We start from the raw sequence: 24,786 nt of genomic DNA, 5'->3' as shown, positions 1-24,786 counted from the left end.
CTCAGATAGACAGCTTGTTGATGCGTTTGCCGCCGTACAACAGGTTTACGATGGCACGTGTACCGACGATGGCGGTAAACATTGACGTCGCCACACCGATACCGGTAGTAATCGCAAAGCCTTTAATTGCCCCGGTGCCTACGGCATACAGGATGATGACCTTGATAAGCGTCGTGACGTTAGCGTCAAAGATGGAGCTAAATGCGCCTTTGTAGCCTTCGTCGATCGCCTGCTGTACCGAACGCCCGTTGCTCAACTCTTCTTTGATACGTTCGTTAATCAGCACGTTGGCATCCACCGCCACCGCAAGGGTTAAGACGATCCCCGCGATACCCGGCATGGTCAGGGTGGCCCCCGGCAGCAGAGACATCACGCCGACGATCAGCACCAGGTTGGCAATGAGCGCCGAGGTCGCGATCAGACCAAACTTCTTATAGAAGAAGATCATGAAGATAATGGAGGCAGCGAGGCCCGCCAGACACGCTTCCAGACCCTGCTGAATGTTCTGCATCCCAAGGGTTGGGCCGATGGTGCGCTCTTCAACGATCTGGATTGGCGCAATCAGCGCGCCCGCACGCAGCAGCAGCGAAAGCTGACGCGCTTCGTTCGGGTTGTTGATGCCGGTGATGCGGAAGCTGTTGCCAAGGCGAGACTGGATGTTGGCGATGTTAATCACCTCTTCCTGCTTCACCAGCACGGCACGACCGTTGGCATCTTTCTTACCGCTGTCCTTGTACTCCACAAACAGGGTCGCCATCGGCTTGCCGATGTTGTCCTTGGTGAAGTTAGACATGATGTTACCACCAGCGCTGTCCAGCGAGATGTTAACCTGCGGCTGGTTGTACTCATCCTGGCTGGAGGTGGAGTCGGTGATGTGATCTCCGGTCAGAATAACGCGTTTGTACAGCACAACCGGCTGCCCTTCGCGCATCTGCTTCACTTCCGAGTCGCCCGGCACGCGGCCTGATGTGGCAGCAGAGCTGTCCGCGTTGGTATTAACCAGACGGAACTCCAGCGTTGCGGTCGCGCCCAGGATCTCTTTCGCGCGCGCGGTGTCCTGAATACCCGGCAGCTCGACGACGATACGGTCAGCGCCCTGACGCTGCACCAGCGGCTCAGCAACACCCAGCTGGTTAACACGGTTGCGCAGAATGTTGATGTTCTGCTGCACCGCGTACTCGCGGGCTTCGCTCAGGCGGGCATCGGTCATCACCGCACGCAGCGCGTTGCCGCCCTGGGTGTTGATAACCAGATCGCGGTGGCGTGGCGTCAGATAAGAGATAGCAGCGTCACGTGCCGCGCTGTCGCGGAACACGATGCTCATACCGTAGTTATCTTCTTTGCGCACGTTGGTATAGGCAATGCCCTTCTCGCGCAGATCGCTGCGCAGGCTGTCCATGTTCTGCTCCTGGAGCTTACCGAGCGCGGTGTCCATATCCACTTCCATCAGGAAGTGCACGCCGCCACGCAGGTCGAGGCCGAGTTTCATCGGCTCCGCTTTCAGCATGGAGAGCCAGCGCGGGGTGGCCGGAGCAAGGTTCAGCGCCACAACGTACTTATCGCCCAATACGCTCATCATCGCCTCACGGGCGCGCAGCTGCGTATCGGTGGAGTCAAAGCGGGCAAGGATCGCACCCTCTTCCAGTGCCACAGACTTAGCGGTAATTTTTTGTTCTTGTAAAGTATTCTGGACCTGGATCAGCGTTTGCTCACTGGCGGCGACACCGCGCGCGCCAGTGATTTGAACAGCCGGATCCTCACCATAAAGGTTGGGAAGTGCGTAAAGCAGGCCGACGACAATGACGACGACCAGCATAATGTACTTCCACAAAGGATAACGGTTTAACACGGCAGTTCCCTTTGGGAAAACAGTAGATTACAGCGCCTTCATGGTGCCTTTCGGCAGAACGGCAGCTACGAAGTCACGTTTGATAACCACTTCAGTGGTGTCGTTCAGCGCGATAGCAATGTAGCCAGTTTCCGCTACTTTGGTTACGCGGCCAACCAGACCACCGTTGGTCAGCACTTCATCACCTTTAGCGATGGAGTCCATCAGCTTTTTGTGCTCTTTGGTGCGTTTCTGCTGCGGGCGCAGGATCATGAAGTAGAAGATCAGACCGAAGACGACCAGCATCAGGATCAGAGACATCGGGCTACCCTGCGCCGGTGCACCTGTTGCCGCTACAGCATCAGAAATAAAAAAGCTCATTTAAATTCCCTCATTATTAAAATTAATCAACGTTCAAAGGTGGAACCGGTCGACCCTGACGTTCATAGAAATCGGTCACGAAGCTCTCTAATTTACCCTCTTCGATAGCCTTACGTAAACCAGCCATTAAGCGCTGATAGTGACGCAGGTTATGAATGGTATTGAGGCGCGCGCCCAATATTTCGTTGCAACGATCAAGATGATGCAAGTAAGCGAGCGAATAATTGCGACACGTATAGCAATCACACTCTTCATCCAGCGGACCCGTATCGCTTTTGTACTTCGCATTACGGATTTTTACGACGCCGTTAGTGACAAACAGGTGACCGTTACGCGCGTTACGCGTTGGCATGACGCAGTCGAACATGTCGATGCCGCGACGCACGCCCTCGACCAGATCTTCCGGCTTCCCTACGCCCATCAGGTAACGTGGTTTATCCGCCGGGATCTGCGGGCAGACATGCTCCAGGATGCGGTGCATATCTTCCTTCGGCTCACCGACAGCCAAACCGCCGACAGCGTAGCCATCAAAGCCAATCTCTACCAGACCCTTGACCGAGATATCGCGTAAATCTTCGTAAACGCTGCCCTGGATAATCCCGAACAGCGCGTTTTTGTTGCCCAGCGAGTCGAAGCGATCGCGGCTGCGCTGCGCCCAGCGAAGGGACATCTCCATCGAGCGCTTGGCGTAGTCCCAGTCGGCAGGGTACGGCGTGCACTCGTCGAAGATCATCACGATGTCGGATCCGAGATCGTACTGGATCTCCATCGATTTTTCCGGATCGAGGAAGATCGGATCGCCGTTGATCGGGTTGCGGAAGTGCACCCCCGCTTCGGTGATTTTACGGATATCGCCGAGGCTAAAGACCTGGAAACCGCCGGAATCGGTCAGGATCGGGCCTTTCCACTGCATAAAGTCGTGCAGATCGCCGTGCAGCTTCATGATCTCCTGGCCAGGACGCAGCCAGAGGTGGAAGGTGTTACCGAGGAGGATCTGCGCGCCGGTGGCCTCAACCTCTTCCGGGGTCATCCCTTTTACCGTGCCGTAGGTGCCCACGGGCATAAAAGCAGGCGTTTCAACAACGCCACGAGCGAACACCAGGCGGCCACGACGCGCGCGACCATCGGTGGTATCAAGTTCAAATTTCACTTAACTCTCCAGCATCAGAAAAACAGTCTGACGTTTAAACCGGTGTCGCGGACTTATTCCCCGACACGCTCATGAATAGCGGAAGGATTGTACGTGATAAACATCGCGTCGCCGTAGCTAAAAAAGCGATATTTCTCTTCTACGGCAGCGTGATAGGCATTCATCGTGTGCTGATACCCCGCAAATGCTGATACCAGCATAATCAGCGTCGACTCCGGCAGGTGGAAGTTGGTCACCAGCGCGTCGATCACTTTGTACTGATAGCCTGGGTAGATGAAGATCTGCGTATCGCCAAAGAAGGGTTCGATGAGATCGCTTTTCGCCGCCTGGGCCGCGCTCTCCAGCGAGCGTACCGAGGTGGTTCCCACGGCGATCACGCGATTGCCGCGTGCTTTCGCGGCCAGCACGGCGTCAACCACCTCCTGCGGCACCTCGGCATACTCCGAGTGCATGATGTGGTCTTCAATGCTGTCCACGCGCACCGGCTGGAAGGTACCCGCGCCGACGTGCAGGGTGACAAAGGCCTGCTCAATGCCCTTCTCGCGCAGCGCGGCCAGCAGCGGCTCGTCGAAGTGCAGGCCCGCCGTTGGCGCGGCAACTGCACCCGGCTTTTCGCTATAGACGGTCTGATACAGCTCGCGGTCGGCGTCTTCATCCGGGCGGTCGATATAGGGCGGCAGCGGCATATGGCCGATGGCGTTGAGGATATCCAGCACCGGGCGCGCATCGTTAAACTCCACCTCAAACAGCGCATCGTGACGCGCTACCATGGTGGCCTGGATGCTCTCATCGTCGCCCAGCAGCAGCTCTGCACCCGGCTTCGGCGCTTTAGAGGCGCGAATATGTGCCAGAATACGTTTATCATCGAGCATGCGTTCGACCAGCACTTCAATCTTACCGCCGCTGGCTTTACGGCCAAACAGACGGGCCGGGATGACGCGGGTATTGTTGAACACCAGCAGATCGCCCGGGTTGAGCTTATCGAGCAGATCGGTGAAAGTACCATGCGTCAGCGCCCCCGTCGGCCCGTCAAGCGACAGCAAACGACAGCTGCTACGCTCAGGCTGCGGATAGTGGGCAATCAGGGATTCAGGTAGTTCAAAGGAAAAATCGGCAACACGCATGACGCTAACTCAAGACATAATTAAGAGGCGGGTAGTCTAGTGCCGGGGCGTGCTCCCTGCAACCGTTACCCGCCTGTGGATAAAGAATAGACGATGAATTTTCTTGCTCATTTACATCTGGCACATCTCGCACAAAGCTCGCTCTCTGGTAATTTGCTCGCCGATTTTGTGCGCGGCAACCCGGACGGGACCTACGCTCACGAGGTCGTGGAGGGTATCCGTATGCACCGTCGCGTGGATGTCCTGACCGACGGCCTGCCGGAAGTGCGCGAGGCCAAGGCCTGGTTCCGCCCGGAGACCCGCCGCGTCGCGCCCATTACGCTGGACGTCATGTGGGATCACTTTCTCTCCCGCCACTGGGCGCAGATCTCCCCCGATCGGTCACTGCCCGAGTTTGTCCGCTACGCTCGGGCGCAGGTGGCGACCATCCTGCCGGAATCGCCGCCGCCGTTCGTTAACCTCAATAACTACCTGTGGTCGGAAAACTGGCTGGAGCGCTACCGTGAGATGGCGTTTATCCAGCAGGTGCTGAACGGCATGGCGAATCGCCGTCCCCGCCTCGACGCCCTGCGTGACTCGTGGCACGATCTGGACGCCCACTATCCGGCACTGGAGAAGCTGTTCTGGCAGTTCTATCCGCGCATGATGGATCAGGCGCAAAATAAGCAGCTTTAAGCATTGCGTTCTCTTTTCGCCCTTTTATACTGGCCGCGTTGCGCTAAATAACCTGATTATTAAAAGGAGATTTAATATGGTTCTGGTCACGCGTCCGGCTCCGGACTTTACCGCTGCAGCGGTATTAGGCAGCGGTGAGATCGTTGAGAAGTTTAACTTCAAACAGCACACCGCAGGCAAAGCCACCGTGCTCTTCTTCTGGCCGATGGACTTTACCTTCGTCTGCCCGTCTGAGCTGATCGCTTTCGATAAACGCTACGAAGAGTTCCAGCAGCGCGGCGTTGAAGTGGTTGGCGTCTCATTTGACTCTGAATTTGTCCACAACGCCTGGCGTAATACCCCGGTCGAAAAGGGCGGTATCGGCCCGGTGAAGTATGCCATGGTGGCGGATATCAAACGCGAAGTGCAGAAAGCCTACGGCATTGAGCATCCGGACGAGGGCGTTGCCCTGCGCGGATCCTTCCTGATCGATAAGGCGGGCATCGTGCGCCATCAGGTAGTGAACGATCTGCCTTTAGGTCGTAACATCGACGAAATGCTGCGCATGGTTGACGCGCTGCAGTTCCATGAAGAGCACGGCGAAGTGTGCCCGGCCCAGTGGGAAAAAGGTAAAGAGGGAATGAACGCCTCTCCGGACGGCGTGGCGAAGTTCCTTAGCGAACACCTCACCAGCCTGTAAGCGGTGTTGCCTGGTGGCGCTGCGCTTACCAGGTCTGCTATTGCTTCGCAGATCCTCTGCCGGGCAAGGCGTCATAGCCGCCCGGCATTTTTATGCTGACTTCTGCCGCACTTCGCGCCAGATGCCAAGCCCCACCCAGACCAGCACCAGCACACCCAGCCCCAGCGCCGCCCACACCAGCATTTTCTTCCACTGGCTTTGCTGCAACGCCGGATCCACTGCCGTCAACCGCGCATCACCTCCCAGCACAATGCGATCCTCTACCAACGCGTACGGAATATCTGCGTTTGCCTGGCGCAGCGCGGCGGGTACCAGCATATCGACATCCATTGCCTGCGGTTGCGCGGCACCATTACCCCAGGCCAGTAAAAACGGCCCTTTACCCTGGGCGTTGAAGATCAGCGTCTGGCTGGCGCGCTTGCCGGTCACCAGGGCGATGCCGTCCTCAAGCTGGCCGTTAACCGCCGTCACGCGGATCGCCTGCACCATCCCGCCAGTGGGCAACGGCTCAGAGGACTTACCGTTGAGTTGATAAATTACGCTTTTCGCCAGCGGCTGCCATGCGGCCTTTGCCTCGCTGCGGTACTCGATCGCCAGCGGTAGCACGCGCCCTTCCCGGGCTTCGATCACCACTGACACCAGCGGCTGTGGCCGTTGCCAGGAGAACTCTTGCACCGACGAGGAGACGGTTTTCGCCACTGCGTTTAGAGGGATATTTACCGCCGTATTGCTGTAAATCTGCTCCACTGCCGTCGCGCCGGTCAGCGTCGGCGCACGCGCGGCATCATTGAACACCACCAGAACATAACGCATCCCCGTCGGATAGAGTGAGGTACTAAAATCCAGGGTATTCAGCAGCAGGTGGTCGCTGCCAGAGGTCAGATCCATCAGCGGCATATCGCGGTCATACAGCATCCAGTTTTTCAGATCGCTGCTGACGAACACATCTGTCCGTGCCTGCCAGTTGGCAGGCACGGCGTTCCATGTCAGCTTCAGCTGCGACAGCAGAAATTCGTCTTTTTGCGTTTCCGGCAGGGTTAACAGGTAGCTTTTGCTCACCCGCTTTTTGCCTTCGCCATCAAGGCGGATTTCAATGCCGTCCTGCGAGCGCAGCCACAGATTTTCTGACGCGGCGCTATTATCCGGCACCGGTTCGAGGGCGAACAGGCGCAGCGGCAGCGTGCGCGGGGGCGTTTGTTTCTGCACCGCCGGGATCAGCGTAAAAGGCACCGCATGCTCCTGCTGATTGAAGACCCGCACATCGCGCAGATCGGACGCAACGCTGTCAGTATAAATACGCTCCGGCAGCATCACCTGATACAGCGGTGACGCTGACGTCGTCGCCAGCGCCGCGCCCCAGGCATAATCCTGCGGCGTTTCCGAGGTGGCGTCCTGGCTCCAGGCCGGCAGCGACGCGCCGAGCAACGCACAAAAAAGTATCCGTCTGACGATCGTCATTATCCTTGTTCCTCGTTATGCGTCTGTTGTACCCGAGGCGGCAGCGGTGAGAAGTAGCCTACGATCAGCACCAGCACCGCCACGCCAATAAAGGCAACCGCGCGGGCCAGTCCGCCGCCGCCAGCGCTGTCCACCAGCATCAGTTTCACAATCACCACGCCAAGTAGCACCGCACCGCACAGCCATTCACGCCGCGATAACTGCCTGGCGGCACGCAGCATCACCAGCAGCGCCACCAGCATCCAGAACAGCGCGAAGCAGGTCTGTACCAGCCGGGACGACCACAGCGCGCTTATCGACCATTCGATCCCGCCATACCACGCGAGGCTGCGCAACAGCAGGCCGTTCAGCCACCAGAAGGCAAGCCCCGCCAGCAGCAGCGGCACACGTTTATGGATCTTACGTCCCTGCACTGGGAAATAGCGGGCGCACAACCGCGCCAGCACGAGCAGCGCCATTAAGGCAAAGGCGGCACCCTCTTCCAGCGGATTAAGCAATGGCCGGTAGCCCTGCCCCATTACCACGCCATCATCGATATTGGTCAGCAGCAGCATCACCAGCAGGAAGAAGCCCATGGGGGCCAGCGCCAGCGTACCGTACCACTGCGGCCAGACGCGTAACGGCCACAACGAACGTTTCAGCCCGGCGCGCACCAGCAAAATCGTCGCTGCCGCCGATGTCATTGCCAGCCCCGCCTGCCACGGGAACATGCCCCACGGCAGCGTATCGATATACCACCACAGCTCTGCTGCCAGCGCGGTGACAATCATCCAGAACAGCGACAGGTGCATTCCCTGCGAAAGATAAGGCACAGGCGGTGTGCGCTGTTGATACAGCAGCCAGAACGCAGATGGTAGCGCAACACACCAGGCGAGATTTTGCCAGCCAGCGCTGAAGATCGCGCCCTGGGCGGCGATCTGCCAGACCAGCGTCGCCAGCATCAAAGGCCACAGCAGCCAGACGCTATAGCTGAACGCGCGCCAGCGCAACCGTTGCGCGGCCCACTGCCAGCCATGGACGCTCAGGGCGGTGAGCGCCAGCAGGCCCGGCAGATCGTTCATCCATCGGCTTAAGGTCAGCGCCGACAGCCCGTGCAGGGCCAGCAGCCAGAAGATAATGCCTCCCGCCAGCAGGCCATAGCTGCCCTGCGTATTCAGGCCGCGCCACAGCCAGGCGGCGGCGATCCACGTCAGGCTCAGCACCGCAAAAATCATCAGTTGCGACAGCGCTGGCAGCGTATCCTGCACCGCCCACAGCGCGCTGCCCACGGCAAGCAGCAGTAGACCGGTGCCGCTGTAGCTCATCCGCCGTTGCTGTTGCTGAACGCCAAGCCAGAGAATGCCCAGCCCTTCCAACGCCCAGGCCATTGATGTCCAGCGCGCAGAAAGCGCCAGCGGGATCGCCAGCGTGACAAACGCACCGCCCAGCGCCAGCGCGGCCAGCACCAGCGGCCGCCCGAGCTCGGGTTTACGCCGCAGCACCAGCCACGCCAGCAGCAGATAAAACGCGCCGAACCCGAGCGCGGAAAACGCCGGGCCAAAGGTGAAATCCTGAGTGAGAACGTACTGCATGCCAAAACCGATCAGCGGCGGCGCGAACAGCAGCACACCGTCAAGGATACGTTGGCCGCCGCCCTGCGCGCGCAGCGACAGCCCGACGCTCAACACGCCAAACAGCACGATATTGGCGATCAAGAACAGCTGGCAGCTAAGGTAAAACGCAGGCTGATAGCTATAAAGTCCCCATACCCCACCGACGCCAAAGGTAAATAGCAGACCAAGCAGATTAAGCACACGCCAGTGCTGCCAGACGCTGATGGCCAGAATGCCGCAGGAGAGCAGCAGATAGAATGAAAACAGCCCGATGTGGCTGCCGCCGCCGGTAGAGAGCAGCAGCGGCGCGAGATAACCACCGAGGCTGGCGAGCATGGCGAGACTTAAGGCGCGCTGCAATACCGCCAGCCCGACGCTTACCGCACAGATCAGCAGCAGCAAGGCAAACGCCAGCGTCATCGGCAGCATTTGCCAGAGGCGGAACGCGCCAAACACCGTGAGGTAGAGCACGCCGGTAGCACCGCCCTGCAAAATCAGCGCATACACCGGCTGTTTGTGGCGCAGCCGCCAGCCGAGCGCCAGCAGCACCACGGCCGCCAATGCTGCCACGCAGAGGCGCAGCTCCAGCGGGAACAGATCGCGCTCGACGGAATAGCGAAATAAAAACGCCAGCCCGAAGAACAGCAACAGAATGCCGAGTTTCGCCAGGGGGTTACCACGCATAAACCAGCTGACCAGCGAGGAGATCATGCCGCCGCGCGGCTCCTCGGCCAGGGGGGTGCTGGTCGCCATCTGAGTGACGGCGACCGGCTCAGGCAGCGCCGTTTGCGCAGCCCAGGGATCGACGATGGGGTGTTCTGCCGCAGGAACAATGACAGGAACAGGTTCCGGCTCCGCTATTTCATCAGACAACGGTGGTGGAGCAGGTACACTCACCTGCCCCGCCAGCTGCTGCTCCAGCGCCGTCAGCCGTTCACGCAATATGCCCAGTTCCCGCTGCGTATCGCTGCTTTTTCGCCAGGCTCCGATCGCCAGCGCAGGGGCGACAATCACGGCGAGAAAGAGAACAAGACCGGCAACCAGCAAAAGCTCATCCATGGTTTTACCTTCGGTTCGGTGATCACTCCCGAAAGGATATTACATTTCTTTTCAATACTGGTAAAAATGTTGCAACAGGTTCAGCGATTGCGCCAAATCGTGGCGGAGACCGCCGGTAGCGACAGCACATTATCCTCGATGGTGCCGGTGCCCACTTTACACTGCCAGGCAGGAACATCCAGCAGCGGTACATCGCTGAGTACCACCTCGCAGGCCTCGCCGCGGTTGATCGCCACCAGCACGCGTTCATGTTGGTAAACGCGCACAAACACCACCACATCGCCTTCCGCACTCACTACCTGACAGCCGCCGTAACGCAGCGCGCGGCTTTTCTTGCGCAGCGTCGCCATCTGCTGATAAAGCGCAAACAGCGTGGCATCCTGCTGTTTTTTGTCCCACGGGAAGGTCTTGCGGCAGAAGGGATCGTTGTTGCCGTCCAGACCGACCTCATCGCCATAATAGATGCAGGGTACGCCCGGCCAGGTAAAGAGCCAGACCACCCCCAGCGGCATGCGATCCACCTGTTTACCCAGCAGGGAGATAAAGCGGGCGGTGTCGTGGCTGTCGAGCTGGTTAAACATGCGCAGCTGCTGCTGATGCGACAGGCCAGCGCGGTAGTTATTCATCCACGCCGCGCAGGTTTGCGCATCGATATGCTGCGGATCGTAGGAGATGTCGGTGTTGGCCAGAAAGCCCCACACCGGCACGGTAAAGCCCCGGTAGTTCATGGCGGCATCTTCGGCGTCAGCCTGCAACCACTGGCGGGCGTCACCAAAGTGCTCCCCGACGATATAGGCGTCTGGGTTGGTCTCTTTTGCCGCCTGGCTGATGCCGGTGACGTGCAGGAGGTTATTGCGCGCCCCACCCGCCTCGCCCAGCATGTGCACCACATCAAGCCGCCAGCCGTCCATGCTCCACGGGGCTTTCAGCCAGTGGCGTACAATGCTGTCTTCGCCGCCGTAAATCTCCTCTACCAGAGAGGGATCCTGATAGTCCAACTTCGGCAGGCTCGGATAGCCCAGCCAGTCCAGCGCCCGTCCGTCAGCGGAGAAGCTGTACCACGACCGCCAGGGTGATGCCGGGTTATGGCAGGCGCCAGTGGTGCCGCGATTGTGGCGGTCAAACCAGGCGTGGGAGTCTCCGCTGTGGTTGAAGACCCCGTCCAGCAGCAGGCGGAATCCTTCCCGGTGCGTGTTCTCCCGCAGGCGCAGCAGCGCCCCATCGCCGCCGAACTGCGGATCGACGTGGCGATAGTCTTCAGTATCGTATTTATGCACGCTGGGGGCGGTAAAGACCGGGTTCAGGTAGAGCGCAGTGACGCCCAGCTTCTTCAGGTACGGCAGCTTTTCGCTGATCCCGTCGAGATCCCCGCCGTAGAAGGTCGAGCCGCCAGCGTGGGCGGTGACAGGCTCATCCCAGCTGCGCAGCTCAATGTTCTGCCCGGCGGCGTGGTGATAGTAGAGGTTGTCCTGGCTGGACTCGCGCGGCAGGCTGCGGGCAAAGCGGTCGATGAAAATTTGGTAGAAGACCTGATCGGCCACCCACTGCGGCCCGCTATCCGGTGCGTCAACGGCGAACTGCTCCAGCCGGGCAGGAGGAAAGCGGCTAAAGCCCTGCGGGGTAAACCAGATCTGGCGGTCGTCCCACAGCAGCTTAAAGCTATAGCGGCGGCGCGGCTGACCGTTGGTTAAGTCGATCTCAGCCCGCCAGGCCGTAACGCCAGGCTTTGGCGCACTGCGCAGCGGACGCATGCGGATCGAGATCTCTTCGTTATCGTGTTCTGCTCGCAGGGTTACCCGCAGCGGCAGCGCGTCTCCGGTCAGCCACAGGACAACCTGCAGCTTATCTTTGTTCTGTTTTACAAACGGCGCGACCGGAAGATGCCAGGCATTCAGCATAACTGCTCTCCTTTAGATTAACCTGCCAGAGAACAGTATGCGATGTGCGGTGGTTTACGCCACTGCTTTTCGGCGTTTAAACATCCAGCCCACCAGCAGCAGAGCTATCCATGCAAAGCCGACGTAGAGCGAAATGCGGGTCTCAGGGTGGTAGCCAATCAGGGCGATGATAAAGACCAGGAACAGCACGCCGACAACCGTTGTCGGCACTCCGCCCGGCACCTTGAACTTCAGCGCCTTGATCTCTTCCGGCGACAGACGACGACGGAATGCGATCTGCGACAGCAGGATCATAATCCATACCCACACCGTAGCGAAGGTTGCCAGGGAGGCGATCACCAGGAAGATATTCTCCGGCATGATGTAGTTCAGCCAGGCGGCAAACAGCAGCGCCACGGTCATCACCAGCACCGTCACCCACGGAATGCCGCGGCGAGAGGTTTTAGCGAAAATCTGCGGGGCGCTGCCCTGCTCCGCCATGCCGTGCAGCATACGTCCGACGCCAAACACGTCGCTGTTAATGGCTGAAAGCGAGGCGGTCAGCACGACAAAGTTAAGGATACTGGCGGCAAAGGTGATCCCGAGATGCTGGAAGGTCAGCACGAACGGGCTGCCCTGGGTTCCCACCTGGTTCCACGGGTAGATCGACATGATGACAAACAGCGTGCCCACATAGAACACCAGGATGCGCAGCGGTACAGAGTTGATGGCGCGCGGAATCGACTTCTCCGGCTCCTTGGCTTCACCGGCGGTGATGCCGATGATCTCAATGCCGCCGTAGGCAAACATCACCATCTGTAACGCCATCACCGTGCCGAGCCAGCCGTTGCTGAAGAAGCCGCCGTTGCTCCACAGGTTGTGAATGCCGGTAGGCTGTCCGCCGTTGCCGATGCCCCAGATGATGATGCCGAAACCGGCGGCAATCATGATGATGATGGTGGCAACTTTGAAAAACGAGAACCAAAACTCCAGCTCGCCGAAGACCCGGACGCTCATCAGGTTGACGGCGCAGATGATCATCACCACGCTCAGCACCCAGATCCAGTGCGGGACCGTCGGGAACCAGACGCCCATATAGATACCGAAGGCGGTGACGTCGGCGATGGCGACAATCAAAATTTCAAAGCAGTAGGTCCAGCCGGTGATATACCCCGCCAGCGGCCCGAGGTTCTCCTGGGCGTAGCGCGAAAACGAGCTGGCCGACGGGTTATGCACCGACATCTCGCCCAGGGCACGCATAATAATGTACGCCGCCGCGCCGCCAATAATATAGGCCAGCAGCACGCTGGGACCTGCCATCTTGATGGCGTCTGCCGAGCCATAAAACAGCCCGGTACCAATCGCCGAGCCTAGTGCCATAAAGCGGATGTGCCGGGTGCTTAATCCCCGCTTTAGCTTGTTCGTACTTTCCATCGTTTCCACTGCCGTTTAAAAATAAAAAAACCACGGGATTGTAAGCCCCGTGGTTAAAGACGCAACCGTAGATTAATGTGCGTTGGAAGTCACCTGACGTCCCGCGACGCGATCCCAGCAGATTGCCAGTACCGCCATTACTACGGTCGGCATCAACCATGCCAGACCCTGCTCTGCCAGCGGCAGACGCGTCGTCCAGGCCGGTAAGATACCGCCTAACGCCGACGCTTTAATACCGTCCATCACACCGAAGACCAGACTCACAAACATGGCTGGCGCAATGACGCGGGACGAATTATGCCACCAGTTGCGGGTAAAGCTTAATACAACGAGTGCGATACAGGGCGGATAGATCGCCGTCAGCACCGGAATAGAGAGCTGGATCAGATGGCTCAGGCCGAGGTTTGAGACCACCATCGAGAAGCCGCCGAGGATAAACACCAGCGTGCGGTAAGAGAGCGGCACGTACTGAGCGAAGAACTCGGCGCAGGCGCAGGTCAGGCCTACGGCGGTGACCAGGCACGCCAGGAAGATCAGCACTGCCAGCATCATGCTGCCCGCGCCGCCAAAGGTGTGCTGCACGTAGGCATGCAGGATAGCCGCGCCGTTTGCCGACTGATCCACCAGCGTAGCGCTGTCGGAACCGAGGCGGAACAGAGCCAGGTAGAGCAGGGTCAGGCCTACGCCCGCCATCACGCCAGCCAGAACGGTGTAACGGGTCAGCAGACGTGCATCGCTGACGCCACGAGAGCGGGCCGCGTTGACGATCACGATCCCGAATACCATCGCACCGAGGGTATCCATGGTCAGGTAGCCGTTAACAAATCCGTTGGAGAACGAGGCGTGCTCGTAGGCCTCCATGGCGTGGCTGATCGGGCCAGCAGGCCAGACGACGGCGGCCACCGAGAGCACCACCAGCGCGACGATCTTCATCGGCGCAAGGAAGTTACCCACCGTATCCAGCAGCTTGCCCGGATAGAGCGAGACCAGAATAACGATGGCAAAGTAGACCAGGCTGTAGATAAACAGCGGCATCGCACCGTCGCCAGTCAGCGGAGCAATCCCCACTTCGAACGACACGGTCGCGGTACGCGGGGTCGCAAACAGCGGACCTACAGCCAGGTAGCAGACGGTGGCCAGCAGCACACCGGCCACTTTGCCGATCGGCGCGCTGAGGCTATCGACACCGCCACCCACTTTCGCCAGGGCGATGACCGTTAGCACCGGCAGACCAACCGCGGTGATCAGGAAACCAAAAGCCGCCGTCCAGACGTGTTCACCCGCCTGCAAGCCGACCATTGGCGGAAAAATGATGTTACCCGCGCCGACGAACAACGCGAATGTCATAAAGCCCAGAGCAACGATATCTCGTGGTTTTAAACGATGGGTCATATGTATTAACTGCCTGTGGATGTGGTGTTGAACGTGTTGAATTTTTCGCCAGTCCCTACGGGACAATACAGCGGCAATATCATTAGATTCCAGCGGGATATGCTTCCCACCGGGCGTGGCGAAGAATAGTTTTTCGATTTACCACGCAAATCCAGCCTGTCTGTCATCGACAGGGGCGCAATTTAAACGCTTATAACGTTTAAAGGCAAGATGGGATCGCAAAACCAGATGGTTATCGTAGGGTGGAGTGAATAACCAGCATAAAACGCTAATTATAAGAAAAACACATGGCTAAACATGCGAACAAAAAAGCAGCAACCACAGAAAAAGAGGTGCTGTGCTGAATGGTGCAAAGCTAACAGGCCGCATTTTGCGGCCTGTGGAAAGTTATAGTGACAGTAACGACGCTACTCTGTGCTTTTGGCAATGAGCCTTTCCGGTAGCGTGAAGCTAAATCGGGTGCCTTTGCCCGGCTCGCTGGTAATTTCCAGACGGCTGTCGTGGTGGTTGACCGCATGCTTCACGATCGCCAGCCCTAACCCGCTGCCGCCGGTCTGGCGGGATCGTGCCTTATCAACGCGGTAGAAACGCTCGGTTAGGCGGGGGATATGCTCAGCGGCAATGCCCGGCCCGTTATCCACCACGCTGAACTCTACCCCGCTCGCGACCCGCTGCCAGCTGACGATGATGTGCGTTGCAGGAGGAGTATGATTTACCGCGTTATAGACCAGGTTAGAGATGGCGCTGCGCATCTGCTCATCGCTGCCCAACACCTTCAGGGAAGGATCGACGTGAAACTCAATGGTTTGCCGCTGCTGGCTGAGGGTCTGCGCTTCTCGCTCAACGACCCGCAGCATCATCGGCACATCAATGACCTCGTTCAGGGTATGAATCGGCGAGGCCTCAATTTTTGACAGGGTGAGCAGCTGTTTGACCAGGCCCTCCATGCGGGAGGTCTGCTCACGCATGGTGTGCAGCGCCTTTTCCCGCGTCGCCCCGGCCAGAGTCTGCTCCTGCATCATCTCCAGGTAGCCCTGCAATACCGTCAGCGGCGTACGCAGCTCATGGCTAACGTTAGCAAAGAAGTTGCGTCGTGCCCCCTCCAGCTGGTGCATTTGGGTGACGTCGCGGGCGACCATCAGCAGCTGCTGCTCGCTGTAGGGCATCACGCGGATCTCCAGATGCCGTCCGTTGTTCAGCACCAGGTTAAGCGGTTTAGTAAACGCCTGCTGCTTCAGGTACTGGGTAAACTCGGGGTAGCGCAGCAGGTTGAGGATATTCTGGCCGTTATCGTCCGGCCAGCGCAGTCCCAGCAGCTGCTGGGCAAGGCCGTTACACCAGAAGATCACCCCCTCTTCGGTGGTGAGTACCACCGCATCCGGCAGTGACTCTGCGCCGCTGCGAAAGCGTTTGATCAGGCTGCCCAGCTCTCGGCGGCGCTTTTTGTTGCGCAGCTGCATCTGATGGAGGCCGTAGAGCAGCGGCTCCCAGCTGCCGTGTCCGGGAGGCGGGGTCATGCTGCGGTCAACCCACAGCCACCAGGAGAGCTGGAGCAGATTCCAGAAGTGCCAGATCAGTAATCCGGTGACCGAGGCCAGCAGAAACCACGGCAGATAGCCAAACATTGCTCCAAGCACCAGGGCCGGGATACAGCTTAAAAACAGCTCTAAGACCAGCCTTTTCCATGACAGCCGTTCCAGCACGCGTCACACTCCAGTCAATGATTAGAAACGGGTCGAAAAACGATAACCCGTGCCGCGAACGGTCTGCACCATACGGTCATGGCCGCTCAGCTCCAGCGCTTTACGCAGGCGGCGAATATGCACGTCCACCGTGCGATCCTCAACGTAGACGTTGGTTCCCCAGACGTGGTTCAGCAGCTGTTCGCGGCTGTAGACCCGCTCCGGGTGAGTCATAAAGAAGTGCAGGAGCTTGAACTCGGTCGGCCCCATGTCGAGGGGGTTTTCGCCGGTCATGACCCGGTGAGAGGTGGGATCGAGGCTCAGGCCCTGCATCTCAATCACCTCTTCCACCGCCATCGGCGAGATTCGGCGCATCACGGCTTTAATACGCGCCACCAGCTCCTTCGGCGAGAAGGGTTTGGTGATGTAGTCGTCCGCCCCGGTCTCCAGACCGCGAACGCGATCTTCCTCTTCGCCGCGCGCGGTGAGCATCATAACAGGAATGTCCCGGGTCATGTTTTCGCGTTTCAGGTGCTTAATAAACTGGATCCCTGAGCCGCCGGGCAGCATCCAGTCGAGCAGGATAAGATCGGGCCACGGCTCGTTGAGCTGGTTCACCGCACTGTCATAATCTTCCGCTTCAACAGGCTGAAAGCCGTTTTGCTCGAGTACGAAGCAGACCATCTCCCGAATGGGGGCCTCATCCTCTACGACCAAGATACGTCTCGCCATGATTTGCCCTATATAGTTGTAATCAATATGTTGCGTCGCATTATGCGTCAGTTTTATGACAGATTTATGAAAAGCATGAAGGCAGTATGAACCTGAACGCGTGCAGATGACATCAGCAAGACGATCGCCGCTTTCCCGCTGTGCCTAAACGTTTATAATCCGCCTTACGCTTTTTTGCCATGGAACCGATATGCGCATCCTTCACACCTCTGACTGGCATCTCGGCCAAAACTTTTACAGCAAGAGCCGGGCCGCTGAACATGCCGCCTTTCTGGACTGGCTGCTGGAGACGGCGCAGGCCCAGCAGGTTGATGCCATTATCGTTGCCGGCGATATCTTTGATACCGGTGCCCCCCCCAGCTACGCGCGCGAACTCTACTACCGCTTTGTGGTTCAGCTCCAGCAGACCGGTTGTCACCTGGTGGTACTGGCAGGTAACCACGACTCGGTGGCTACTCTGAACGAATCCCGGGAGATCCTGGCCTTTCTGCACACCACCGTGGTGGCCGCAGCGGGCTGCGCGCCGTTCATTCTTAAGCATCGCGACGGCAAGCCGGGCGCGGTGTTCTGCCCTGTGCCGTTTTTACGCCCGCGCGACATCGTTACCAGCCAGGCGGGTCTCTCCGGCAGCGAGAAGCAGCAGCATCTGCTGGCAGCGATCACCGACTACTATCAGCAGCAGTACCAGCAGGCCTGCGATCTGCGCGGCGATGCGCCGCTGCCGATTATCGCCAGCGGCCACCTGACCACCGTCGGGGCCAGCAAAAGCGACGCGGTGCGCGACATCTATATTGGTACTCTGGACGCCTTCCCGGCGCAAAACTTTCCTCCGGTGGATTACATTGCCCTCGGGCACATTCATCGTCCGCAGATCATTGGCGGTCAGGAGCATATCCGCTACTGCGGCTCGCCTATTGCTCTCAGCTTCGACGAAACCGGCAAGGCGAAAAGCGTTAACCTGGTGACCTTCGCCGACGGCAGGCTGGCGGACGTTACGCCCCTGACCGTGCCGGTGACTCAGCAACTGGCGGTGATCAAAGGCGATCTTGCCGCCATTGGCCAGCAGCTTGAGCAGTGGCGCGGAGCCCCCGCGTCGCCGCAGGTGTGGCTCGATATTGAAATCACTACCGACGACTGGCTGACGGACATGCAGCGCCGGATCCAGGCCATGACCGAGGATCTGCCGGTTGAGGTGCTGCTGGTACGCCGCAGCCGCGAGCAGCGTCAGCGAATGATGGCGGGCGAGCTGCGGGAAACCCTCAGCGAGCTACGCGTGGAGGAGGTATTCGAGCGTCGCCTGGCGCTGGAAGAGCCTGACGACGCACAGGGCCAGCGGGTTCGCACCCTCTTTAGCGCCACCGTGGAAGAGCTGACCCAGGAGCAAGACGTATGAAAATCCTCAGCCTGCGCCTGAAAAACATTAACTCCCTGAAGGGGGAGTGGAAGATTGATTTTACCGCCGAGCCGTTTGCAAGCAACGGCCTGTTCGCCATCACCGGCCCCACCGGCGCGGGAAAAACCACCCTGCTGGATGCTATCTGCCTGGCGCTCTATCATGAGACGCCGCGCCTGAGCAACGTGTCGCAGTCGCAGAACGACCTGATGACCCGCGACACCGCCGAGTGCCTGGCCGAGGTGGAGTTTGAGGTAAAAGGCGTGGCCTACCGCGCCTTCTGGAGCCAGAACCGCGCCCGCAACCAGGCCGGGGGCAACCTCCAGGTACCTCGCGTCGAGCTGGCGCTGTGCGCCGACGGTAAAATCCTCGCCGATAAGGTGAAAGATAAGCTGGAGCTCACCGCCACCCTGACGGGGCTGGACTATGGCCGCTTTACCCGCTCGATGCTGCTCTCCCAGGGGCAGTTTGCTGCCTTCCTGAATGCCAAACCGAAAGAGCGAGCCGAGCTGCTGGAAGAGCTGACCGGCACCGAGATCTACGGTCAGATCTCGGCGATGGTATTTGAAAAACACAAGGCGGCGCGAACCGAGCTGGAGCAGCGCCAGGCCCAGGCTGAGGGCATCCAGCTATTGAGCGCCGAGCAGATCCAGATCCTGAATGAAAGTTTGCAGGTGCTTACTGACCAGGAGCAGACGCTGGTCGCTACCCAGCAGCGCGAGCAGACTCTGCTCCACTGGTTGACGCGCGGCGACGAACTGCGTGCCGACGCAGGCCGGGCACAGACAGCGCTGAATAGCGCCCAGCAGGCGCTGGAGACCGCCCATCCACAGCTTGCCGCGCTGGAGCAGGCTCGCCCCGCCCAGCAACTGCGTCCGGTGTGGCAGAGCTTACAGGAGCAGATCCGCACTCACGGCCAGACCCAGCGTCAGGCCGATGAAGTGAATACTCGCTTACAACAGCAGCTGAGCAAGCGCAGCCGCATTCGCGCCGCCGCCGACGCGCAGATAAGCGCGCTACAGCAGGAACAGAAAACGCTGGCCGACTGGCTGACCGCCCACGAACGCTGGCAGCGGTGGCAGAGCGAACTCACTGGCTGGCGGGCCAACTTTGCTCAGCAGGCCGAAGAGAAGAAGCACGCCCTGACGCTCAGCGCACGCCGGGAAAAGCTTCAGCAGCAGCTGACGGCGCTGAACGCGCCTGGGCTGGATCTGAGCGCCGAGGCGTTGCAGCAGGCAATAGCCGATCTCGCTCAACAGCGCCCGCTGCGCCAGCGTCTGAACGTGCTGCATGCCAGCTTCGCTCCTCTTCAGCAGCGTATCAAGCAGCTGCAAAAAACGCTGGTCGAGAGCAACGCCGAGCAGGCAGCTCTCAACCAGACCCTGACCGAGCGGCGTCAGGCGTATAAAGAGAAGAATGCGCTGCTGACCGAGGTGAAGACGATTTGTGCCCTCGAAGAGCGGATCAAAGGGCTGGAGGCCGAGCGTGAACGACTGCGGGCCGGCGAGCCCTGCCCGCTCTGCGGATCGACAGCCCACCCGGCGGTCGCGGAGTACCAGGCGATGACCGTGGATGCCAACCAGGCCCGGCGCGATGCTCTGGAGCGTGAGGTTAAGCAGCTAGCGGAGAGCGGTGCAGCCCTGCGTGGGCAATTGGATGCGCTGGTGAAGCAGAGCGAGAGGGATCGCCTCGCCGCCGAGGCCGAAGCGCAAAACGATGTGGCGCTAAGCCAGCAATGGCGCGAGCTGTGCACCGCGCTCAATATCACGCTGACGCCCGAGGATGACGTCAGCGGCTGGTTACAGGCTGAAGAGACTCGCGAGCAGCAGCTCTACCGGTTCAGCCAGCGGCTGGCGCTGGAGGAGCAGCTCAACGAGCTCCAGCAGCAGGCGGCGCACGCCCAGCAGAACATCGACTCTCGCCGCCAGACGCTGGCAGCGAGCCTGACCCAGCTCGGGCTGACCCTGCCCGCAGAGGGGGAAGAGTCAGCCTGGTTTGCCGCCCGCGAGGAGGAGTCCCGCCGCTGGCAGCAGAGCCAAACCCAGGCAGCAACGCTCCAGGAGCGCATGACCCAGATTCAGCCCCTGCTGGAGACGCTCCCTGCCGATGGACAAGCAGAAGGTCCTGCCGTCAGCCTTGACGGCTGGCAGCAGGTGCACCACGACTGCGTCTCTCTCCACGGCCAGGTCCAGACGCTTCAGCAGCAGCTGGCCCTGGAGGCCGGGCGCGTAGCGCAGCAGCAGGCGCAGTTTGACGCCGAGCTGGCGCAGAGCCCCTTCCCCGATCGGCAGGCATTTCTCGCCGCCCTGCTTGAGGATGGCGAACGCCAGCGTCTTGAGCAGCTTCAGCAGTCGCTGGAGAGTCAGCTACAGCAGAGCCAGGTCTTGCTGGCTCAGGCTCAGGCAGCGCTGACGGCGCATCAGGCCCAGCCGCCTGCCGGGCTGAGCGAAGAGGCCAGCGTCGAGCAGACGCGCGCCACGCTAAACGCGCTGGCGCAGCAGCTGCGGGAGAACACTACCCGTCAAGGCGAGATCCGCCAGCAGCTGCGGCAGGACGCCGAGAGTCGTCAGCGCCAGCAGGCGCTGTTACAGGAGATTGAAGAGGCGACCCGCCTGCTCGCAGACTGGAGCTACCTGAATGGGCTGATTGGCTCTAAAGAGGGGGATAAGTTCCGTAAGTTCGCTCAGGGGCTGACGCTGGATAACCTGGTCTGGCTGGCGAATAACCAGCTCACTCGCCTGCACGGCCGCTACCTGCTGAAGCGTAAAGCCAGCGAGGCGCTGGAGCTGGAGGTGGTGGATACCTGGCAGGCGGATGCGGTACGCGATACGCGCACGCTTTCCGGTGGAGAGAGCTTCCTCGTTAGCCTGGCGCTCGCGCTGGCGCTCTCGGATCTGGTGAGCCATAAAACACGTATCGACTCGCTCTTCCTTGACGAGGGATTCGGCACGCTGGATAGCGAGACCCTCGATACCGCCCTCGACGCCCTCGACGCGCTTAACGCCAGCGGCAAGACCATCGGCGTGATCAGCCACGTCGAGGCGATGAAGGAGCGCATCCCGGTGCAGATCAAGGTGAGGAAGATCAACGGATTGGGTTATAGCAAGCTTGATGGCAGGTTTGCAGTGTCATAACACGTAGGCCCGGCAAGCAGCGCGCCGCCGGGCGTTATGCCAAAACTACTTCTCCAGCGGCCAGAGCCATGCTGCACCGCGAACGCCGCTGGAGTCGCCGTGCACCGCCTTGCGGATCGGCGTTTCACACTCGCCACCAAACACCCAGTTTTTGATCAGCTGCGGCACGGTTTTATAGAGTCGGTCGACGTTGCTCATGCCGCCGCCGAGCACGATCACATCCGGATCGAGAATATTTACCACGTGCGCCAGCGACTTCGCCAGCCGCAGCTCGTAGCGGCTTAGCGCCAGCTCAGCGACGGCATCCTGCTCGTCCACCAGGCGAATAATCTCGTTGCCCTTCAGCGGCTGGCCGCTCAGGCGATGGAAATCCCGGGCAAAACCGGTCCCGGAGATAAAGGTCTCAATGCACCCCTGCTTGCCGCAGTAGCACGGCACCTCTTCCCGATAGCGCAGCTCGTCTTCGTCCATCCACGGCAGCGGATTATGGCCCCACTCGCCCGCCGTGCCGTTGCCACCGGAGTGAGCATGGCCGTTAAAGGCGATCCCCGCCCCGCAGCCGGTGCCGATAATCACCGCGAAAACGGTCTGCGCCCCGGCGGCCGCGCCGTCGATGGCCTCTGAGACCGCCAGGCAGTTGGCATCGTTAGCCAGACGCACTTCACGACTCAGCCGTTTGCTCAGATCCTTATCAAACGGCTGGCCATTCAGCCAGGTGGAGTTGGCGTTTTTCACGACCCCGGTGTAGGGGGAGAGTGAGCCAGGGATCCCCATTCCCACCGTGCCCTGCTGGCCCGTCTCTCTCTCTGCCATCTCGACCAGCGTGGCGATGGTTTCAATGGTCTGCTGATAGTCGTCGCGCGGGGTGGGCAGACGGTGGCGGAACAGCTGTTCACCGCTGTCGCCGAGCGCAATAACCTCTGTTTTGGTGCCGCCCAAATCAATACCTATACGCACAGCGATCTCCTTATTTTTAGCAATATCAAGAGAGTAGAACCCCACCGGGGGATTAGCAATGCAAGCGGCAAGACAATTCGCTATCATGCCCGCTGCATTTAACGACAAGGCTGTGGAAAATATCATGCTGTGGTTCAAAAATTTAATGGTTTACCGTCTCAGCCGCGATATTGCGCTGCGTGCAGAGGAGATGGAAAAACAGTTATCCGCGCTCTCATTTACCCCTTGCGGTAGCCAGGATATGGCAAAAACCGGTTGGGTTCCGCCGATGGGTTCACACAGTGATGCTTTGACCCACACCAACAACGGCCAAATCATCATTTGTGCCCGTAAAGAAGAGAAGATCCTGCCGTCATCGGTCGTCAAGCAGACCCTGGAAGCCAAAATTGCCAAGCTGGAGGCCGATCAGGGCCGCAAGCTGAAGAAGACCGAAAAAGATTCGCTGAAGGATGAGGTGCTCCACTCTCTGCTGCCCCGCGCGTTCAGCCGCTTCAGCCAGACCATGATGTGGATCGATACCGTTAACGGCCTGATCATGGTCGACTGCGCCAGCGCCAAGAAAGCGGAAGATACCCTGGCCCTGCTGCGTAAAAGCCTCGGTTCGCTGCCGGTGGTGCCGCTGACGCTGGAGAATCCTATCGAACTGACCCTGACCGAGTGGGTGCGCAGCGGCAGCGCGGCGCAGGGCTTCCAGATCCAGGACGAGGCGGAGCTGAAAGCGATCCTCGAAGATGGCGGCGTGATCCGCTGTAAAAAGCAGGATCTGGTGAGCGATGAGATTGCGGTGCACATTGAAGCAGGCAAGCTTGTGACCAAGCTGGCGCTCGACTGGCAGCAGCGTATTCAGTTTGTGATGTGCGACGACGGCTCGATCAAGCGGCTGAAGTTTGCCGACGAGCTGCGCGACCAGAATGAAGATATCGACCGGGATGATTTCGCCCAGCGTTTTGACGCGGACTTTATCCTGATGACCGGCGAGCTGGCAGCGCTGGTGCAGAGTCTGGTAGAAGGCCTTGGTGGCGAAGCGCAGCGCTAAGACGGCACGCACTGTCCCCTCAGTGTAGGGGACAGATGCAGGGGACAGGCAGAACGCGTTACAGGTAGCGGCAGAGGTAGGCGCTGGCTTCGGCCACCTGCAGATGAAATTCGCTGTGGCCCGGCACGTTGAACACCTCGCCGGCGGAGTACGTTTTCCACTCGGTATCGCCGGGCAGCAGCACGTTCAGCGCCCCGCTCACCACGGTCATCTCTTCCGGCTGGGCCGTACCAAACGTGTACTCACCCTCGGCCATCACGCCTACGCTGGCGCGGCCGGTGCTGCTGCTGGTAAAACCAATGGATTTCACTTTACCTGAAAAGTATTCATTACTTTGAAGCATGGGTGGCCCTTATAAATAAGTGTATGGAAAATCACTATAGGGGCCAGCCTTTGTCTCTGTCACGCAAAATTTCTGTCACGAAAAATGGCTATAGCAGCAGCTCAGAGGCCAGACGGGCCACCAGCACGTTAGAGAGTAGCACCGGCACATCCAGCGCTTTTTGCAGCAGGTCACGGTGTTTCTGGTGATAGCCGAGGCAGTCCAGCATCAGTACGTCAGCGCCTTTTGCCAGTAGGGCTTTTCCGGCGGCAATCAGCTCGTTCTCGTGGCCGTGCAGGGGGCTGGCAACCTCGTAGTAGGGAGCCTTTTCTAACAGCTGCCACTTCTCCATCTGGCCTTCGATAAGTCCGGCCAAAGGCACAATAACGCCGACCTGGTGCCCATCGACAATAGAGGAGACCAGCGGGGGGATGATCCTGTCAGGCTCCAGCAAAATAGCGTGACGGGCTGAAAGGGAGAGCGTGGTAAAGCGCTCGGTGCTCATGAGTAAAATGACGTCGTAGTTTTGTTTATCAATCACGCCGATGACGGCCTGCAAATCACGCTCTACCTTCTTGCGCGAAACCTGAGCCACTTCACCATTGTTTAGCAGTGCATGAACTGGCCTCTCCCCCGGCTCGATGGCGTAATCCTCATACACATCCTGAGGATCCATCTTCCCCAGCAAACTAATTTGGGTAATCTGCTGCGCATCGATGTGCTCGGTCAGGAGCGGCATCACGGCATCGACAGGCACCACACCCACGGTGAGGATAGCCAGGGTTGCACTCATCTTTGTTTCCGCCTTTCTTAACGTCAGTCGTCTGTTCTTATCATTATGCTACTGACCTATGCTCTCATAACAATTCTGTAACGTTCAA

The 24,786-nt window shown here is 59.4% G+C and carries 19 protein-coding genes; 5 read left to right on the top strand and 14 right to left on the bottom strand.

What is annotated here, in order from left to right; translation table 11 throughout:
• Position 1: 1 nt before the first annotated feature.
• Genes secD through queA form a run of 4 tightly spaced genes read right to left on the bottom strand, consistent with a single transcriptional unit; the run spans position 2 to position 4,483 of the window.
• Positions 2-1,849 (bottom strand): protein translocase subunit SecD, encoded by a 1,848-nt coding sequence (secD, locus tag EV102420_RS10740; RefSeq protein ID WP_072015237.1) that lies wholly within the window; start codon positions 1,847-1,849, stop codon positions 2-4.
• Positions 1,850-1,876: 27 nt separating this feature from the next.
• Positions 1,877-2,209: a preprotein translocase subunit YajC gene (gene yajC / locus EV102420_RS10735; RefSeq protein ID WP_012904809.1), complete on the bottom strand. Its 333-nt coding sequence runs from the start codon at positions 2,207-2,209 to the stop codon at positions 1,877-1,879.
• A gap of 22 nt (positions 2,210-2,231) precedes the next feature.
• A complete protein-coding gene (gene tgt / locus EV102420_RS10730) occupies positions 2,232-3,359 on the bottom strand; it encodes a tRNA guanosine(34) transglycosylase Tgt (RefSeq protein ID WP_042391571.1) in 1,128 nt (375 codons plus the stop codon).
• A gap of 53 nt (positions 3,360-3,412) precedes the next feature.
• Complete coding sequence (queA, locus tag EV102420_RS10725; protein WP_042391570.1) at positions 3,413-4,483, bottom strand: tRNA preQ1(34) S-adenosylmethionine ribosyltransferase-isomerase QueA; 1,071 nt, start codon at positions 4,481-4,483, stop codon at positions 3,413-3,415.
• A gap of 93 nt (positions 4,484-4,576) precedes the next feature.
• On the opposite strand from queA, the gene acpH reads away from it, so the two are divergent.
• Both acpH and EV102420_RS10715 read left to right on the top strand, forming a co-directional pair.
• A complete protein-coding gene (gene acpH / locus EV102420_RS10720) occupies positions 4,577-5,158 on the top strand; it encodes an ACP phosphodiesterase (RefSeq protein ID WP_042391569.1) in 582 nt (193 codons plus the stop codon).
• A gap of 76 nt (positions 5,159-5,234) precedes the next feature.
• Complete coding sequence (locus EV102420_RS10715; protein WP_042391568.1) at positions 5,235-5,837, top strand: peroxiredoxin C; 603 nt, start codon at positions 5,235-5,237, stop codon at positions 5,835-5,837.
• 90 nt (positions 5,838-5,927) lie between these two features.
• Here the strand turns inward: EV102420_RS10715 and EV102420_RS10710 are convergent, their stop codons facing one another.
• The 7 genes from EV102420_RS10710 to phoB form a co-directional block, all read right to left on the bottom strand.
• Entirely contained in the window at positions 5,928-7,295 is a 1,368-nt protein-coding gene (locus EV102420_RS10710; RefSeq protein ID WP_042391567.1) for a DUF3999 family protein, read from the bottom strand.
• On the bottom strand, positions 7,295-9,946 hold the full coding sequence (locus EV102420_RS10705) for a DUF2339 domain-containing protein (protein WP_042391566.1): 2,652 nt from the start codon (positions 9,944-9,946) through the stop codon (positions 7,295-7,297). Before EV102420_RS10705 ends, EV102420_RS10710 begins: the two co-directional genes overlap by 1 nt.
• Before the next feature lie 80 nt (positions 9,947-10,026).
• Positions 10,027-11,844, bottom strand: coding sequence for a maltodextrin glucosidase (gene malZ / locus EV102420_RS10700; protein WP_042391565.1), 1,818 nt, complete (start codon positions 11,842-11,844; stop codon positions 10,027-10,029).
• Positions 11,845-11,898: 54 nt separating this feature from the next.
• Entirely contained in the window at positions 11,899-13,257 is a 1,359-nt protein-coding gene (gene proY / locus EV102420_RS10695) for a proline-specific permease ProY (RefSeq protein ID WP_042391564.1), read from the bottom strand.
• Positions 13,258-13,329: 72 nt separating this feature from the next.
• Entirely contained in the window at positions 13,330-14,649 is a 1,320-nt protein-coding gene (brnQ, locus tag EV102420_RS10690; protein ID WP_042391563.1) for a branched-chain amino acid transporter carrier protein BrnQ, read from the bottom strand.
• Positions 14,650-15,056: 407 nt separating this feature from the next.
• Positions 15,057-16,352: a phosphate regulon sensor histidine kinase PhoR gene (phoR, locus tag EV102420_RS10685; protein WP_042391561.1), complete on the bottom strand. Its 1,296-nt coding sequence runs from the start codon at positions 16,350-16,352 to the stop codon at positions 15,057-15,059.
• A 21-nt stretch (positions 16,353-16,373) separates the two neighbouring features.
• On the bottom strand, positions 16,374-17,063 hold the full coding sequence (gene phoB, locus EV102420_RS10680; RefSeq protein WP_042391560.1) for a phosphate response regulator transcription factor PhoB: 690 nt from the start codon (positions 17,061-17,063) through the stop codon (positions 16,374-16,376).
• Positions 17,064-17,253: 190 nt separating this feature from the next.
• Between phoB and sbcD the strand changes: the two genes are divergently transcribed.
• Together sbcD and sbcC are read left to right on the top strand one after the other, a co-directional pair.
• Positions 17,254-18,456, top strand: coding sequence for an exonuclease subunit SbcD (gene sbcD, locus EV102420_RS10675; RefSeq protein WP_042391559.1), 1,203 nt, complete (start codon positions 17,254-17,256; stop codon positions 18,454-18,456).
• Positions 18,453-21,590, top strand: coding sequence for an exonuclease subunit SbcC (gene sbcC / locus EV102420_RS10670; protein ID WP_042391558.1), 3,138 nt, complete (start codon positions 18,453-18,455; stop codon positions 21,588-21,590). Before sbcD ends, sbcC begins: the two co-directional genes overlap by 4 nt.
• A 45-nt stretch (positions 21,591-21,635) precedes the next feature.
• Here sbcC and mak read toward each other — a convergent pair whose 3' ends face one another.
• Entirely contained in the window at positions 21,636-22,547 is a 912-nt protein-coding gene (gene mak, locus EV102420_RS10665; protein WP_042391557.1) for a fructokinase, read from the bottom strand.
• A gap of 124 nt (positions 22,548-22,671) precedes the next feature.
• On the opposite strand from mak, the gene rdgC reads away from it, so the two are divergent.
• On the top strand, positions 22,672-23,583 hold the full coding sequence (gene rdgC / locus EV102420_RS10660) for a recombination-associated protein RdgC (protein ID WP_042391945.1): 912 nt from the start codon (positions 22,672-22,674) through the stop codon (positions 23,581-23,583).
• A gap of 58 nt (positions 23,584-23,641) precedes the next feature.
• Here rdgC and ppnP read toward each other — a convergent pair whose 3' ends face one another.
• The gene (ppnP, locus tag EV102420_RS10655) at positions 23,642-23,926 is read right to left on the bottom strand and encodes a pyrimidine/purine nucleoside phosphorylase (protein ID WP_042391556.1); all 285 of its coding nucleotides are present in this window, start codon (positions 23,924-23,926) and stop codon (positions 23,642-23,644) included.
• 88 nt (positions 23,927-24,014) lie between these two features.
• The gene (locus tag EV102420_RS10650; RefSeq protein ID WP_042391555.1) at positions 24,015-24,698 is read right to left on the bottom strand and encodes an AroM family protein; all 684 of its coding nucleotides are present in this window, start codon (positions 24,696-24,698) and stop codon (positions 24,015-24,017) included.
• Positions 24,699-24,786 lie beyond the last annotated feature (88 nt).

Source organism: Pseudescherichia vulneris NBRC 102420, from assembly GCF_000759795.1.
Classification (GTDB): domain Bacteria; phylum Pseudomonadota; class Gammaproteobacteria; order Enterobacterales; family Enterobacteriaceae; genus Pseudescherichia; species Pseudescherichia vulneris.
The sequence above is the reverse complement of the archived record's forward strand: the minus strand, read 5'-3'. Positions and strand labels throughout refer to the sequence as shown.